Origin of the sequence: Catenuloplanes niger (genome assembly GCF_031458255.1) — a bacterium.
Lineage (GTDB): Bacteria > Actinomycetota > Actinomycetes > Mycobacteriales > Micromonosporaceae > Catenuloplanes > Catenuloplanes niger.
Genome location: NZ_JAVDYC010000001.1, coordinates 4,463,733 through 4,478,558 on the forward strand (window position 1 = coordinate 4,463,733; position 14,826 = coordinate 4,478,558).

General features: G+C 71.1%; 15 protein-coding genes. 9 read left to right on the forward strand and 6 right to left on the reverse strand.

Annotated features, from left to right (window positions below):
* The first annotated feature begins 44 nt into the window (after positions 1-44).
* The 5 genes from J2S44_RS19715 (at position 45) to J2S44_RS19735 (ending at position 3,907) form a co-directional block, all read left to right on the forward strand.
* Positions 45-1,052: a hypothetical protein gene (locus tag J2S44_RS19715; RefSeq protein ID WP_310415994.1), complete on the forward strand. Its 1,008-nt coding sequence runs from the start codon at positions 45-47 to the stop codon at positions 1,050-1,052.
* A 122-nt stretch (positions 1,053-1,174) separates the two neighbouring features.
* Positions 1,175-1,822: a hypothetical protein gene (locus tag J2S44_RS19720; protein ID WP_310415998.1), complete on the forward strand. Its 648-nt coding sequence runs from the start codon at positions 1,175-1,177 to the stop codon at positions 1,820-1,822.
* Positions 1,819-2,625, forward strand: coding sequence for an SDR family NAD(P)-dependent oxidoreductase (locus J2S44_RS19725; protein WP_374727867.1), 807 nt, complete (start codon positions 1,819-1,821; stop codon positions 2,623-2,625). Before J2S44_RS19720 ends, J2S44_RS19725 begins: the two co-directional genes overlap by 4 nt.
* A 307-nt stretch (positions 2,626-2,932) precedes the next feature.
* Positions 2,933-3,472 (forward strand): orotate phosphoribosyltransferase, encoded by a 540-nt coding sequence (gene pyrE / locus J2S44_RS19730; RefSeq protein ID WP_310416005.1) that lies wholly within the window; start codon positions 2,933-2,935, stop codon positions 3,470-3,472.
* A 57-nt stretch (positions 3,473-3,529) separates the two neighbouring features.
* Complete coding sequence (locus J2S44_RS19735; protein ID WP_306836240.1) at positions 3,530-3,907, forward strand: ArsR/SmtB family transcription factor; 378 nt, start codon at positions 3,530-3,532, stop codon at positions 3,905-3,907.
* Between the two features lie 227 nt (positions 3,908-4,134).
* On the opposite strand, the gene J2S44_RS19740 is transcribed toward J2S44_RS19735, so the two are convergent.
* The 4 genes from J2S44_RS19740 to J2S44_RS19755 form a co-directional block, all read right to left on the reverse strand.
* Complete coding sequence (locus tag J2S44_RS19740) at positions 4,135-5,028, reverse strand: DedA family protein (RefSeq protein WP_310416007.1); 894 nt, start codon at positions 5,026-5,028, stop codon at positions 4,135-4,137.
* A 140-nt stretch (positions 5,029-5,168) separates the two neighbouring features.
* Positions 5,169-7,706, reverse strand: a complete 2,538-nt coding sequence (locus J2S44_RS19745) for a polynucleotide kinase-phosphatase (protein ID WP_310416011.1) — start codon at positions 7,704-7,706, stop codon at positions 5,169-5,171.
* Positions 7,703-9,109, reverse strand: coding sequence for a 3' terminal RNA ribose 2'-O-methyltransferase Hen1 (locus J2S44_RS19750; RefSeq protein WP_310416014.1), 1,407 nt, complete (start codon positions 9,107-9,109; stop codon positions 7,703-7,705). The genes J2S44_RS19745 and J2S44_RS19750 overlap by 4 nt, the downstream gene beginning before the upstream one ends.
* A 77-nt stretch (positions 9,110-9,186) precedes the next feature.
* Positions 9,187-10,557 carry a hypothetical protein gene (locus tag J2S44_RS19755; RefSeq protein ID WP_310416017.1) on the reverse strand — a complete coding sequence of 457 codons (1,371 nt, stop codon included), beginning with the start codon at positions 10,555-10,557 and terminating at the stop codon, positions 9,187-9,189.
* Positions 10,558-10,906: 349 nt separating this feature from the next.
* Here J2S44_RS19755 and J2S44_RS19760 point away from each other — a divergent pair, with 349 nt between their 5' ends.
* Positions 10,907-11,386, forward strand: a complete 480-nt coding sequence (locus J2S44_RS19760) for a SigE family RNA polymerase sigma factor (RefSeq protein WP_310416020.1) — start codon at positions 10,907-10,909, stop codon at positions 11,384-11,386.
* 5 nt (positions 11,387-11,391) lie between these two features.
* On the forward strand, positions 11,392-12,372 hold the full coding sequence (locus tag J2S44_RS19765; RefSeq protein ID WP_310416022.1) for an LCP family protein: 981 nt from the start codon (positions 11,392-11,394) through the stop codon (positions 12,370-12,372).
* Between the two features lies 1 nt (position 12,373).
* On the opposite strand, the gene J2S44_RS19770 is transcribed toward J2S44_RS19765, so the two are convergent.
* Complete coding sequence (locus J2S44_RS19770) at positions 12,374-12,574, reverse strand: Rv3202a family protein (RefSeq protein WP_310416026.1); 201 nt, start codon at positions 12,572-12,574, stop codon at positions 12,374-12,376.
* Positions 12,575-12,762: 188 nt separating this feature from the next.
* Here J2S44_RS19770 and fbaA point away from each other — a divergent pair, with 188 nt between their 5' ends.
* A complete protein-coding gene (gene fbaA / locus J2S44_RS19775) occupies positions 12,763-13,788 on the forward strand; it encodes a class II fructose-bisphosphate aldolase (protein ID WP_310416028.1) in 1,026 nt (341 codons plus the stop codon).
* A 97-nt stretch (positions 13,789-13,885) separates the two neighbouring features.
* Entirely contained in the window at positions 13,886-14,404 is a 519-nt protein-coding gene (locus J2S44_RS19780) for a hypothetical protein (protein ID WP_310416031.1), read from the forward strand.
* A 5-nt stretch (positions 14,405-14,409) separates the two neighbouring features.
* On the opposite strand, the gene J2S44_RS19785 is transcribed toward J2S44_RS19780, so the two are convergent.
* Positions 14,410-14,610, reverse strand: coding sequence for a hypothetical protein (locus tag J2S44_RS19785; protein ID WP_310416032.1), 201 nt, complete (start codon positions 14,608-14,610; stop codon positions 14,410-14,412).
* Between the last annotated feature and the right edge of the window lie 216 nt (positions 14,611-14,826).

The following is a 14,826-nucleotide window of genomic DNA, read 5'->3' on the forward strand; positions in this document are numbered from 1 at the left end:
GGGTTTCATCAGTGGTGAAACCGATCGCATAAGAGGGGAGCGTCGTGTCGAATCCCTACAGTCAGGGCGGCCAGCCGGTGCCACATCGGCCGGGCGTCGTGACGGTGGCCGGATATCTGCTGTTCGCCACGGCCGCGCTGACGGTGCTGGGCAGTCTGGCGTCCATCGTGTCCATCAAACCGACCATGGACGTGTACGCGGACGCCTACGCCGGGACCGCGGCCGAGGGCACCGAGTCCGTCCTGGTCGGCAGCCTGGTGTTCGGCGTGGTGGTCAATCTGCTGCTGGCGGCCGGCTTCGTGGCTTTGGCGATCTTCAACAACAAGGGCAAGAACCCGTCCCGGGTGACCACCTGGGTGATCGGCGGCCTCAGCATCTGCTGCACCGGTTTCGGGCTGGCGGGCAACGCGATCAGCGGCGCGATGAGCGGCCTCGCCACCGACATGCCCTCGCAGAGCGGCATGCCCGACCCGGAGGAGGTCAACCGGCAGCTGACCGACGCGATCCCGGCGTGGGTGAGCCCGGTGACGGTGGTCACCAGCGTGCTCACGCTGCTGTTCCTGCTGGCCGTGGTGGTCCTGCTGGCGCTGCCGCCGGCGAACGACTTCTTCCGTAAGCCGGCCGCGGTCTGGCAGCCGCCGGGCGCCGGCTACCCGGGCACGGGCTATCCGGGCACGGGTTACCCGGGCGCGCCGGGTGGCGCCTACCCGGGCGCGCCGGGCGCCGGTTACCCGGGCGCGCCGGACGGCGGTTACCCGGGTGCGCCGGGCGCCGGTTACCCGGGCGGGGCGGCCTACCCGCCGCCGAGTCAGGCTCCCTACCCGCCGCAGCCGGCTCAGCCGGGCACGTACCCGCCGGGCTATCCGCCGGCGCAGCCGGGGTCCACGCCGCCGGATTACCCGCCGCCGGCGTCCTCGCCGCCGGTGTCCGGGCCGGAGTCGCAGGGCCCGCCGCCGTCGCCGTTCGACAACCCGGTTCCGCCGTCGTCCGGGCCGTCGAGCCCGCCACCGTCGGATCCGCCCGCCTCCCCGCCGTCGTCCTCGCACTCCTGAGGCGTCGCACCGGCCCCGCCGCGCTCCGCGCGGCGGGGCTCACTTTTTGCCCCCTCGGCGAGTAGGTTCATGCCCGGGGGACGTGACGTCGAGGGGAACGCGTGGTTGTTTCGGGACCGGCGGTGCCAGCACCCGCCACGCGACCGCCGGGCACGGTCTCGCTCGCCGCGGCGCTGCTGATCGTGATGGGCGTCGTCGGCATACTGGCGGCCGCGCTGCACCTGTTGCTGACGATCAACGGACTGGCCGACTTCGCGTCCGACGCCCGGCGGTTCGGTGGTGACCCCACGCTGATCGACCGGGTCGAGGGCGGCATCCGTGGTGCCGCGATCGCGGGTGTGGTGCTCTCCGGTGTGGTCGGCGTGCTGCTGGTGTCGCTGGCCGTGGGCGTGCGCAGCGGCCTGACGGCGGCCCGCGTGGCCACCTGGGTGGTCTGCGCGCTCGGGCTCTGCGGCGGCGCGGCGAGCCTGGCGGCCGGGCTGTTGCAACGGGATCTCGGCTCCGACGACCCGCGGGTGGCCGCGGTGTTCGCCGCGTCCGCGGACGTCTACCCGGGCTGGTGGGTCGCCGCCGGAATCGGGCTTGCCGTAGCGCAAGTCGTTGGTTACTTTCTGGTAGCCGTGTTCCTGGCGGCCGGCACGCGCACGAGGACGGCGCCGACCGCGCCGGTGCCGACCGTGCCGCCGTTCCAGGCTCCGCCCATGCCCACCGTGGCGCCGCATCCCGACCCGTCGCGGTCGCCGTGGGCGCCGCCGCCCCCATCGAGGTGACCGTGCCCGAGCAGCCGCCGCGCCGCGTCGCGCTGATCACCGGCGCGACCGCCGGTCTGGGCGCGGCGTTCGCGGCTCGGCTGGCCGCGGAGCGGTGGGATCTGGAGTTGGTCGCTCGCGACGCGGCTCGGCTGTCCGCCTGCGCGGCGGACCTCAGCGCCCGGTACGGCGTGCGGGTGGGCGTCATCCCGGTGGATCTGGCGACCGGGTCCGGCACCGCCACGGTCGAGGAACGCCTGCGGGAGACGCCGGTCGAACTTCTGGTGAACAACGCCGGGATCGGACTGGGCAAGGGATTTCTGGACTCCACGCTGGATGACGAGTTGCGCATTCTGCGGCTGAACGTGGAGGCCGTCATGCGCCTGACTTTTGCTGTTTTGCCGCAAATGACGGAAAGACACTCAGGCGGTGTGATCAACGTCTCCTCGCTGTCCGGCTACGGTGTCACGGCGCCCGGATCGACGTACACCGCAACGAAGGCGTACGTGATCAATTTCAGCGAGTCCGTGGCGCAGTCCGTCCGGCGGTACGGTGTGCACGTGCTCGCGCTCTGTCCCGGGTTCATCCGCACGGAGTTTCATCAGCGGGCCGGCATCCCGACCGCCGGTTCGCCCGGCTGGATCTGGCTGGATGCCGACACCGTCGCCGCCAAGGCCTTGTCTGACCTGCGTAAAGGTCACTACGTTAGCGTTCCGACCGTGCGCTACAAGCTCGCCGCGACCGCCTTGCGCCACACGCCGCACGGGCTCGTCCGGCGCTTCAGCGAGGCGGGGAACCGCTTCGTCGGGCGGGGTGCGCGCTGAGCCGGTGGTGCGGCGGGCCGGCCGCGCGGGTGTACCGATCGAGGAATCGCGCTCTATCAAATTTGCGCGTGGCGCGGTAGCGCCGACACGGTCTGTCCCGTTCGACGGTTGAAGCAAATATCTACCGTCATGGTTTCTTTGGGTGTCCGGTGAGTCACCCTCGGGCGACGATCGGCCTCGATGGGCTGGTCGGAGCGTTCGGTGAGGACCTCTCCGTCACGTCATTCACTCCCCCGTCCAACCGATTTTTTCGCGTCGAGCCGGGTCGACCGTTCGCTTCTCAGCATTGAGCAGTACCCTCAACGCCATGGGCGACCGTGACGACCTGCGTAAATTCATCACTGACTTAGCCGTGGTGCACGGCAGGGTCGTGCTGTCGTCTGGTCAGGAAGCGGATTGGTATGTCGACCTTCGTCGCGTCACACTGCACCACGCGGCGGCTCCCCTCGTTGGGCGGGTGATGCGAGACCTCACGGCTGACTGGGATTTCGACGTGGTGGGTGGCTTGACCCTGGGTGCCGATCCGGTGTCCGTGGCCATGCTGCATGCCGCGGCGGATTCGGATCGACCGCTGGATGCGTGCGTGGTTCGGAAGGCCGGTAAGGCTCACGGACTGCAACGGCGCATCGAGGGTCCGGACGTGGCCGGTCGGCGCGTCCTGGCGGTCGAGGACACGTCGACGACCGGCGGCAGTGTGCTGCAGGCCGTCGAGGCGTTGCAGCAGGCCGGAGCCGAGGTAGTGGGTGTAGCGGTTATTGTTGATCGAGGTGCAGGCGATGCGGTGCGGGCCGCGGGACTGCCCTATCGAGCGGCCTATACATTGGCCGACCTCGGCCTAACGGCCTAAAAGTTTACCGATTCGGACCTGCTGATATGCAGGCGAATCGATGCTGTAGGTGGAAGGATGGATTTCGTGGGAACTGCGTTGGCCGAACTGACCATGCCTCAGATCTCGCCGCTCGCCGGCGAGCCGATTGAACGTGCCGACGCCGAGCGTCTGGCGGGTGTCCTCAAGGCGCTCGCTGACCCGGCCCGGCTGCGGCTTCTCAGCCTCATCCAGTCCGCCCCGGAGGGCGAGGCCTGCGTGTGCGACCTGACCGCGCCGCTCGGGCTCTCCCAGCCGACGGTGAGCCACCACCTGCGCATCCTCACCGAGGCCGGCTTGCTGGAGCGGGAGAAGCGCGGTGTGTGGGCCTACTACCGGCTGGTGCCGTCGGCGATCGCCACGATCGCTGACCTGCTCACCCCGCCGCGGAAGCGGGCGACGAAGAAGACTCGCTGAGTCTGACGGTCTTACCGCCGGGCACGGCGGGCCGGGTCACCGGCTCGTCGTGCCCGGCGTCTTGGCCACCGAGATCCGGGTGCGCGCCGTGGGGACGGCGCTCCGGGCTCGGTGACCGTGAGTAGCACGATGGCGCGGCCCCCTCGGGGACCGCGCCATTCTCATGTGTGCGGACAACCTCGTGGTGATCCAGGCGTCGGGGCGCCCGGATCACCGGGAGAGCGGAACTACCGCCGGTTGTCGGTGCTGCCGTACGTGCCGCCGCCGTAGACCTGACCGCCGCCCTGACCGGGCCGGTGCTGGTCGGAGACGGCCGGGATCTGCTGCGTCGCGGCCTCGACCACGTGCTCGACGGCCTCGACGATGTTCGCCTCGGCCTCCACGATGCGGGCCTCGGCCTCGGCCGCGCGGGCGTGCGCCTCGGCCTCCTTGGCCTTCGCGCGGCGCTCGCGGAAGAACTCGAAGAAGACCGGCAGCACCGAGATCAGGACGATCAGGACGACCACCGGCAGCAGGTAGTGGTCGATGTCCTCCGGGTCGATGACCTTGATGATCTGCGCGGCCAGCAGGTAGCCGGCCAGGATGATGCCGTCGGTCCAGAGGATGGCGCCGACCACGTTCCACAGGAAGAACGTCTTCGCGGGCATGCCGAGCATGCCGGCGACCGGGTTGAGGAACGTGCGCACGATCGGGATGAAGCGGGCCAGCACCACGGCCTTGGCCGGGCCGTACTTGTTGAAGTAGAACTCCGCCTTGTCGACGTACTCCTTCTTGAAGAGCTTCGACTCCGGGCGCTCGAACATCCGCCGGCCGTACTTCGCGCCGAGCCAGTGGCCCAGCTGGGCGCCGACGATCGCGGCGATCGGCGCGCCGATCAGCAGGCCGGGCAGGGAGAGCGAGACGCCCTCACCGAAGATCTGCTCCGCCACCGTGGACGCTGCCACGCCCGCGAGGAAGAGCAGCGAGTCACCGGGGAAGAAGAAGCCGACCAGAAGTCCGGTTTCGGCGAAAAGAATGCCCCAGATGCCCACCAGCCCGACGGCCGTGATGAGCTCTTTCGGATCGAGAGGGTTGAGCGCCAGATTGTCGACGATCAAGCGTGCGTTGTCGGCGTTGTCCACGGGGAGACAGGTTACCGCTTACGGGTAAGCAGTCCAGACGCGAATCTGCTACGGAGCTGAGTGTGCACTGGGAATTGGCGGACAGTGCGCGGCCGGGGAATGCCCGGCCGCGCCATTCTCACCGTTCCGTGCCTTTCCCGTCACAGACGGGGGTCGACCGGCTCCGATTCGCACGCCAGAACCGCGAACACCAATTCGTGGATCCGCCACAGCGGCGCGCCCTCCGCGAGCCGGTCCAGCGCGCCCAGGCCGAGCCCGTGCTCGCGCAGCGCCAGCCCGCGCTTGCGGCCCAGTGAGCGGTTCCGCAGCCGCTCCAGCGTCTCCGGTTCGGTGTACTCCGGGCCGTAGATGATCCGCAGGTACTCCCGGCCGCGGCACTTGATGCCGGGCTGCTGCAGGCGGCCCTTGGCACCCTTCACGGCCAGCCCGTCGAACGGCTTCACCACCATGCCCTCGCCGCCGGCGCCGGTCAGCTCCAGCCACCAGGTCGTGGCCTCCGCGACCGCGGCCTCGTCGCCGAGATCCACGATCCGGCGCCCGGTCGGCGTGAACAGCTCCGGGTCGGCCGCGCAGAGCCGGTCCGCCAGCATCAGGTGCCAGCCGTGGTTGCGCGCGGCGAACGAGACCCCGTCCGCGGCCAGCACCGCGAACGGCGCCAGCGTCACGCCGGTCAGGCCGTCGGTCGGGCGCACGTACCGCCGGTAGGCATCGCGGTAACGCGCCACGTCGCCGGCGCGGCGGGACATCCGGTCGCGCAGCGCGGACACGTCCAGGCCGCGCCCGGCCGCGGACGCCAGCATCGCGCGTACGGCCGGGAGCGCCGCGTTCGCGGCCGCGCCGACGCCCGCGTACTGCTCGCGAATCAGCGCGCCGGCCTTGGCGGACCAGGGCAGCAGCTCACAGTCGAGCAGCACCCAGCCGGTGGACAGCTCGTCCCACAGCCCGGCCGCCTCCGCGGCCGCACCGGCACGGCGCAGCAGCTCGTCGGTGAGCGCGGGATCGTCGAAGAACGGCCGGCCGGTACGCGTCCACACCGCGCCCAGCGACACGCCGAACCGCTTGCCCGCCTCCGCGTCCCGGCACAGCAGCACCACCGCGCGGGAGCCCATGTGCTTCTCCTCGCACACCACCGTCGTCACGCCCGCGGACCGGTAGTCCGCGAACGCCTGCGCCGGATGCTCCAGGAAGTCGCCGGACGGCGCGGTCGAGCACGGTGCCATCGTCGGCGGCAGCCAGAGCAGCGCGCGCGGGTCCATCGCGAACCGGCTCATCACCTCCAGCGCGGCGGCCGAGTTCTCCGCGGCGACGGTCACCGAGCCGTACCCGGTCTCCAGGTGCCGCCGGCCGGTCACGTCGGACAGCTCCAGCGCGTCCGCCGGGCGCTGCGCACCCGGCAGCGTGTGCAGCGGGCGGACCGGCGCGTAGTGCACCGCCTCCGCGGGCACGCTGACCAGTTCCCGCTCCGGATAGCGGAGCGCGGTCAGCGAGCCGCCGAACACCGCGGCGGTGTCCAGGCAGATGGTGTTGTTGACCCACTCCGCCGCCAGCACCGGCGTGTGGCCGTAGACCACCATGGCCTTGCCCCGGTAGTCCTGCGCCCACGGGTAACGGACCGGCAGGCCGTACTCGTCGGACTCGCCGGTGGTCTCGCCGTAGAGCGCGAACGACCGGACCCGGCCGGACGCACGACCGTGGTACGCCTCCTTCAGGCCCGCGTGCGCGACCACCAGCCGGCCGCCGTCCAGCACGTAGTGACTGATCAGCGAGTCGAGGAAACGCGGCAGCCGGTCGGTGAGCTCGCGCGGCGCCGCCTCCAGCTGCGCGACCGACTCGGCGAGGCCGTGGGTCAGCTTCACGTCCCGGCCGCGCAGCTTGCGCAGCAGCTTCGCCTCGTGGTTGCCGGCCACGCTGAGCGCGGTGCCGGCGTCGATCATGCCCATCACGAGGCGCAGCACGCCGGGCGTGTCCGGCCCGCGGTCGACCAGGTCACCGACGAAGACGGCGGTGCGGCCCCGCGGATGGCTCGCGGACACCGCGTACCCGGCCGCGTCCCGGTGGATCTCCCAGCCCAGCTCCGCCAGCAGCGTCTCCAGCTCCGAGCGGCAGCCGTGCACGTCGCCGATGATGTCGAACGGGCCGGTCAGCTCGCGCCGGTCGTTGAAGAGCTTCTCGTACCGGATCGTCGCGGCGTCGATCTCGTCCGGGCCGTGCAGCACGTGGATCCTCCGGAAACCCTCGCGCTGCAGCCGGCCGAGTGACCGGCGCAGGTCGCGCCGCATCCGCGCGAGCACCTCGCGGCCGAACGTGCGGTCCGCCCGCGCCTCGGTGCGCTCCCAGGCCAGCGACTCCGGCACGTCCAGCACGATCGCGACCGGCAGCACGTCGTGCTCCCGCGCGACCTTCAGCAGGCCCGCCCGGGCGTGCTCCTGCAGGTTGGTGGCGTCGACCACGGTCAGCCGGCCGCCGGCCAGACGCTTGCCGGCCACGTAGTGCAGCGCGTCGAACGCGTCGCCGGACGCGGACTGGTCGTTCTCGTCGTCGGCGATCATGGCGCGGAACGTGTCCGAGGAGAGCACCTGGGTCGGGGCGAAGTGCCGCCGGGCGAACGTCGACTTGCCGGATCCGGAGATGCCGACCAGCGCGACCAGGGACAGCTCGGGGACGGTCAGCTCGGTCATGCCTCGGTGCTCCTGGTGAAGATCGCGATCTGGGTGGGTGATCCGGCCGCCGGGTCGTCCTCGCCGATGCCGGCCAGCCGCACGGCGTACCCGTACAGCTCGGCGACCCGGGCCGACCACGCGGCGAACTGCTCGCGGGTCCACTCGAACCGGTGGTCGTGGTGACGCATGCCGTCGAGCTCGTAGTGCACGTTGTACTCCGCGTTCGGCGTGGTCACCAGCACCGCCTGCGGTGCCGCGTGCCCGAACACCGCGTCCTCCAGCGCGGCCAGCCGCGGCGGGTCGACGTGCTCGATCACCTCCATCAGCACGGCCGCGTCGAAGCCGCGCAGCCGGTCGTCGCGGTAGGTGAGCGCGGTCTGCCACAGCTTGATCCGCTCGCGCTGCCGCTCCGGCAGCCGGTCCAGCCGCAGCCGCCGCTCCGCGATCTCCAGGGAGCGGGTGGAGACGTCCGCGCCGACGATCTCGGTGAACCGGCGGTCGCGGACCAGGTCGGCCAGCAGCGCACCGGGGCCGCAGCCGAGGTCCAGCACGCGCGCGGCGCCCAGCTCCCGCAGCGCGGCCAGCACGGCCGCGCGGCGCTGCACGGCCAGCGGCTGACGCCTCTCCGCCGCCGGCTCCTCGATGGTGTCCGGGTCCGCGATGTCGTCCAGCTCGGCCAGCCGGCTGTGCTCCTCGGCCAGCCGGGCCAGCGCGGCGCCGGCCAGCGCGCGGCGGTGCGCCAGGAAACGCCGGGTGATCAGCGCACGGTCGGGGTGGCCGGCCAGCCAGCCCTCGCCGGCCCGGATCAGCTTGTCGATCTCGTCCGGCGCGACCCAGTAGTGCTTGGCGTCGTCCAGCACGGGAAGCAGCACGTACAGGTGGTTGAGCGCGTCGGCGAGCCGGAACGTGCCGGTCAGCCGCAGCTGCACGTACCGGCTGTCGCCCCAGTCGTCGTCCAGCGGGATCGGCGTCACGGACGCCTCCCAGCCGAGCGGGCCGAACAGTCGCGGCGCGAGCTCCGCACCGCCGCGGCAGCGCAGCACCGGCACCGCGACCTCCAGCGGGATCGCGGTGCCGGCCAGCTCCGGCCGGTCCTTCGACGCACCGCGCAGCGCGCTGCGGAACACCTTCCCGAGCGCGGACGCGAGCATGCTGGACGCGGCGTACGGCCGGTCGTTCACGTATTGCCCGAGCTCGGCCGAGTCCGGTGCCTCGGCCCCCCGCTTCCGGCCCGAGTGCAGCAGGTGCGGATCGATGTCCAGCAGCAGCGCCGCCGTGCAGCGTTCCGCCGTCGCCTCGGGATACATCACGTACGCCTGCCCGGCCGGCACGTCGAACCGATGCACCCGGTCCGGATGCTTGACGAGGAGATAGCCGAGATCGGTGGCGGGCGTATGCGTGGTCGAGACGGTCATCAGCACCCGCACATGATCCCAGGCAGCGACGCGAGTCTCGCTCGAATTACGGGGTCCCTGCCGGCCCGGCAGGGACCCCGGCCTCAGAGGAACCGGATCTCGGCCACGTCGTCGGCTGCGTCGCCGTCGGCGACCTTGAGGCTGAGCATCGTGACCGTGCCGGGAACATCGGTCGTCGGCACGTCGATCACCAGCTCGAACCCGAAGAGCTGCTGCGCGCCTGCCGGGAATCGACTCTCCGGGTGTACGCACCGGTACTCGCCGGGAGCGACGGGTTCGCAGTTCTCGTCCGCGGCGGTGACGGTGACGCCACTCGGGAAGCGCACGTCCGCGTAGAGGCCCAGTTCCCCGTCCGCACTGTCGTACCGGACCGAACCCGCGTTGCGCAGACCGACCTGGATCTCGTGCGGCACACCGATGGTTCCCGGTACGGACGCGCCGACCGCGGCGAAGTTCACCGGATTGCTTCCGGTCACTCTGATGACGAGGTTGTGGGTGGTGTCGGCCCACACGGTGTCGGTCTGGGCCCGCTCGACCGTGGACGCTGGCGCCCCGGCCAGGCTCAGCACGGCACCGGTGCCGGGGACGAACGTGGCGTCCGCGCCTCCCCACCGGCTCCGGGTGACCGTCCAGTCGACCGGCGTGTACCAGTTCAGGGAGCTGTAGATCGTGCTCGGTGCCCGGACGGAGGAGTCGACCCCGAGCGGCACCCAGGTCCGGTGGACCGCACCGGGCAGCACGTCCTGGTCGAACTCGCAGTAGGCGTACGGGAAGCTGTCGTCCGCCGGAACGTGGCAGTTGCTGTGGTTGCCGGCCAGCCGCAGGCCCGCGCTCAGGTCGAGGACGAGCACCGTGCCGTGCACCGTTCGCGTTCCCGGGTTGCTCACGCCCACCGCCGCCTGGAACGTGCCGCCCCTGGGTACGGTGCCGGTCACGTCGCCGGTGTCCGGGATTGCCAGGTCGACGCCCTCGCTGACGGAGATGCGGCTGGTGCCGCCGGCGGTGCTGCCATCAGCCGTGACCGTGTAGGCGAGCGTGCCACCGGCGCCCGGTGCGGCGTCCGCGGCCGGGGTCACGATGAGATCGAAGAGCGGGTCGCTGTAGCCGTTGAACGAGTAGGGTCCCGTCCGTGTCCACGCGCACGTGATCAGTGTCCCGGCGTCGTCACATCCCCACCAGCCGCCCAGGACCACGTCCGGGACGATCGTGGCGACCCCGTCAAGATCAGCTGTGTTGAAGGTGAGAACGACGTTCCGGGCGGAGGCCCCCTGGTCACCCCGGAGTCGTACCTCCTGCGCCACCGGCGTCGAGCCGGTCGTGAGCGTGAGTTGGTCGAACGTGAGGTCGAGGCCGGGCACGGCAGCGGACGCGGGTGACCCGGGCAGGCAGAGCACGGCGGTGGCCAGGGTCGTGGCCAGGCCGGCGAGGACGGTGCGGACTGTCAGGTGACGCATGTGCGGCGAGGCCCTCCCGTAATCGGAAAATTACGATCCGTAGATTTCCGATGTGGATCTTAGGGGGCGATACCGGACCCGGCGACCCCGTGCCGCGTGACCCACGGCACGGCGCCCCGCCGGCCGCGAAGGCCGGTGCGCCGTGTGGGTCGATGCTCGGAGTTCTGTCCGAACGGTTGATCCGGCCCTGTGGAAAACTGGCCTGTGGATAAACCGGACCGCCTGTGGATAACTCTGGGGATAACCGCAAAACCGCAGGTCAACCCCGGTGGATAACTTTCCTGCGATCGTTCGCAATGATTTGGGTGTCGCGGGACGTCATCTCTGGGAGAGCACTCGGAGGTGCCCCTTGGACTATGCGGAGTTCGCCGACTCCCGGCTGCCCGCGCTGTCGCGGTACGCGGTCATGCTGACGCAGGATCCGCATCTGGCGCAGGACCTGGTGCAGGAGACGATGGTCCGGGTCCAGCTCAACTGGCGCCGCGTGGCCCGTGCCGACTCGCCCGACCGGTACGTCCGCCGCATGCTCACCAACCAGTACCTGGACTGGCGGCGCGGGTCCTGGCTGCGGCGCGTGCTGCTGCGCGCGGAGCCGGACGAGGCGCTCGCCGTACCGGGGGATCATGCCGAGGCGGCCGCGGAACGGGACCAGATCTGGGCGTGGCTCTCCCGCCTGCCGAAGCGGCAGCGGGCCGCGTTGGTCCTGCGCTTCTACGAGGACCTGCCGGACGCGGAGATCGCCGAGATCCTCGGGCGCGCGGTCGGCACGGTCCGGGCGTCGATCTCGCGCGCCCTCGCCACGCTCCGGGCGCAGTTGGTGGAGGTCTAGGAGAGATGATCGAGAACGACCTGCGGGAGACGTTCGCCCGCCACGAGCACCTCGCGCCGGACCCGGGACCGCTGCGCCGGGCCATCGACGAGACCACCGGCCGCCGCCGTCGTATCCGGCTGGTCAGCCGGTCCGTGGGCGCGGCGCTCGCGGTCACCGCGGTGCTGGCCGTACCCACGCTGATCAGCCGGGAGACCGGCCGGGCCGCACCCGTCGAGGTGGCGTCGTCGGTGTCGCCGCCGGTGGCCGCCGCGGACCGCCCGCTCAACGTGCTGTTGATCGGCGCGGACGGGGACGGTGCCGACGCGCGCGCGGACACCGTGCTGGTCGCGCACGTGCCGGCCGGGCAGGACGCGGTCTACCTGGTGTCGCTGCCGCGCGACCGGGCCGTGACGGTGCCCGGACGGGGGCAGGACACGTTGAGCCGGACGTTCACGCTCGGTGGGCCGGACCTGACCGAGGCCGCGATGCGTGAGCTGACCGGCATGACGTTCGACGGCACCGTGACGGTTCGCTACTCCGCGGTCGAGGCGATCACGGACGCGGTCGGCGGCGTCGAGCTGTGCCTCGACCAGGAGGTGGTCTCCTGGCACACCCACCGGCAGTACGCCGCGGGCTGCTCCGACTTCGACGGTGCCGCCGCGATCGACCTGCTGCGCCAGCGGTACGGCCTGGATCAGGGCTCCGACGACCGGGACCGCAACGGTCAGCGCTACCTGCGGGCGATCGCCGCGAAGGCGGCCGGTGCCAGTCTGCTGGAGCTGGTCCGGGCCGCCGGCGACGGGCTCAGCCTGGACCAGGGCGGGCTGGACCTGGTGACCGCGCTCGCCGGCATGAACCTGGACGGCAAGCCGGTCGTCGGGATCACCACGGCCCGGCCCGGCGCCGAGCCGGGCGACGAGCTGCCGGACTCGCTCTTCGAGGCGCTCCGTGACGGCGGGATGAGCGGGTGGGCGCGGGCCCACCCGGACTACGTGACCCGGTGAGTCAGCGGTAGTCGTCGTCGGACAGCTGCACCTCGCGGGCCTGTTCGACGGCGTCCGCCTCGTCGACCCCGTCACCCGGCGCGAAGTCACCCGGCACGAAAGCCTCGGCGGGGTTGTCCTCGTGGACCGGGCGCGCCTGCTCGGCCGCGTCCGCCTCCGGCGCCTCACGATCGCGCAGCACCAGATCATCGGGGTAGCTCATGAGCGCCTCCTTGCGTCACCTCACGGTACGACCTGAACGGCTTCCCTGGATCCACCCCCGAAAACCCGTGGCCGTAACTCCAGGGCGATGTTCCCGACACATGAGGCGTGCGGGATACTTCCGGCGAAGGACAACGCGGTCCCGCCGGGGGTTCCGGACCCAGCGCACCACATCAAGGAGTTGCTCCGATGCCTATCGCCTCCCCTGAGGTCTACGCCGAGATGCTCGACCGCGCCAAGGCCGGCGCGTTCGCGTACCCCGCGATCAACGTGACGTCCTCGCAGACCCTGAACGCGGCCCTGCAGGGCTTCGCGGAGGCGGGCAGCGACGGCATCATCCAGATCTCCACCGGCGGTGCCGAGTACGCGTCCGGCCCGACCGTGAAGAACATGATCACCGGTGCGGTCGCGCTGGCCGAGTACGCGACCGAGGTCGCGAAGAACTACCCGATCAACATCGCGCTGCACACCGACCACTGCCCGAAGAACAAGCTCGACGGGTACGTCCGGCCGCTGCTCGCGCTCTCCAAGGAGCGCGTCGCGAACGGCAAGGCGCCGCTGTTCCAGTCGCACATGTGGGACGGTTCGGCCGTGCCGGTCGAGGAGAACCTGCAGATCGCCGAGGAGCTGCTGGCCCTGTCCGCGGCCGCGCACATCATCCTCGAGATCGAGGTCGGCGTGGTCGGCGGTGAGGAGGACGGCGTCTCCGCCGCCATCGACGACAAGCTGTACTCCACCGTCGAGGACGGCCTGGCCACCGCGGCCGCGCTCGGCCTGGGCGAGAAGGGCCGCTACATGACGGCCCTGACCTTCGGCAACGTGCACGGCGTCTACAAGCCGGGCAACGTCAAGCTGCGCCCGGAGATCCTCAAGGAGATCCAGGAGGCGGTCGGCGCCAAGTACGGCAAGGAGAAGCCGTTCGACCTGGTCTTCCACGGCGGTTCCGGCTCGCTGCTCTCCGAGATCCACGGCGCGCTGGACTACGGCGTGATCAAGATGAACATCGACACCGACACGCAGTACGCGTTCACCCGCCCGGTCGTCGACCACATCATGAAGAACTACGACGGCGTCCTCAAGATCGACGGCGAGGTCGGCAACAAGAAGGCGTACGACCCGCGGGCCTGGGGCAAGCTGGCCGAGAACGGCCTGGCCAAGCGCGTCGTCGAGGCCTGCGAGCACCTCCGCTCGACCGGCACCACGCTGAGCAAGTAATCCCTTTAGTTCCGTTTTCGACGCGGCCGGTCCCACGACGGGACCGGCCGTTCGTCGTGTGGTTACGATCCAACGACGTGGAACGGAGGTCGCGGGCATGCTCGGCATCGACGGATACGAGCCGGAGTGGCAGTTCAGCTCCCGCGCCCTGGCGGCCGCGCACCGCGCCCGCTTCGCCCGCGTCCTGGACCGCCCACTGGTCGACGCCTGGCTGATGTGGGACCTGGACACCGACGTCTGGTTCGCCGGCGGCCCGGTCATCCTCGGCTTCGGCGACCTCAACGTCGAGATCACCCACCGCAAGTTCGACGAGTGCGCCATCACCTGGGGTCAGATCGACATGACCACCCCGCTCGACTGGCCCGGCATCCACCTCGACTGGCGCTCCGGCACGCTCCCCGAGCTGGCCGCGCTCCGCGGCCGCGCGCTGCGCCAGGTCAACGTGATCGAGCGGATCATGCCGTCCCAGTGGCGCCCCCGCGTGCTGCACGCCGTCGAGCTCATCTTCGACGGTGCCCGCCTGGCGATCCACAACGCACTCGACGAGAACGGCATCTCCACCGCCGACGAGGTCAACCTCCCGATCGGCTTCTGGCACCGCGTCCCGATCGTCTGACCGGCTCAGTCGCCACCGCCGCCGCCCCCACCGTCACCACCGCCGTCCCCGCCACCCCAGCCGTCGCCACCGCCACCGCTGCCGCCGCTGTCCGTGCCGGAGTAGTGGCCGTCTCCTCCGTCGCGCTTCCGCTTCTTCTTCTGGCCCCGGTTCGCCAGCAGCACGACGATCAACAGGCCCACCGCGCCGATCACCAAGATCTCCATGTGCCCGAGTGTTCGGCACGAGCGCAATACCCGTGGCGTGCCGGCAACCCCGACCCCGAAGGACCGGATTCCCGCATCCGGCGTGGCCCCGCCCGCATGCTCCCGCGGGCACCGGTCGGCCGCGGGCGGCCTCCCTGCCGGTTCCGCGGCCGGTCACCATCGGCCCCGTGCGGGCGTGCCACGAAAATGTCGTACCGGCCGGGCATCATGCCGTCC

What these genes read in the sequence shown, in the direction of transcription:
- pyrE (WP_310416005.1), top strand. Translation starts at nt 2,933, where the DNA reads ATGGGCGACCGTGACGACCTGCGTAAATTCATCACTGACTTAGCCGTG.
- J2S44_RS19735 (WP_306836240.1), top strand. Translation starts at nt 3,530, where the DNA reads ATGGATTTCGTGGGAACTGCGTTGGCCGAACTGACCATGCCTCAGATC.
- J2S44_RS19745 (WP_310416011.1), bottom strand. Translation starts at nt 7,706, where the DNA reads ATGACCGAGCTGACCGTCCCCGAGCTGTCCCTGGTCGCGCTGGTCGGC.
- J2S44_RS19755 (WP_310416017.1), bottom strand. Translation starts at nt 10,557, where the DNA reads ATGCGTCACCTGACAGTCCGCACCGTCCTCGCCGGCCTGGCCACGACC.
- J2S44_RS19765 (WP_310416022.1), top strand. Translation starts at nt 11,392, where the DNA reads ATGATCGAGAACGACCTGCGGGAGACGTTCGCCCGCCACGAGCACCTC.
- J2S44_RS19770 (WP_310416026.1), bottom strand. Translation starts at nt 12,574, where the DNA reads ATGAGCTACCCCGATGATCTGGTGCTGCGCGATCGTGAGGCGCCGGAG.
- fbaA (WP_310416028.1), top strand. Translation starts at nt 12,763, where the DNA reads ATGCCTATCGCCTCCCCTGAGGTCTACGCCGAGATGCTCGACCGCGCC.
- J2S44_RS19780 (WP_310416031.1), top strand. Translation starts at nt 13,886, where the DNA reads ATGCTCGGCATCGACGGATACGAGCCGGAGTGGCAGTTCAGCTCCCGC.
- J2S44_RS19785 (WP_310416032.1), bottom strand. Translation starts at nt 14,610, where the DNA reads ATGGAGATCTTGGTGATCGGCGCGGTGGGCCTGTTGATCGTCGTGCTG.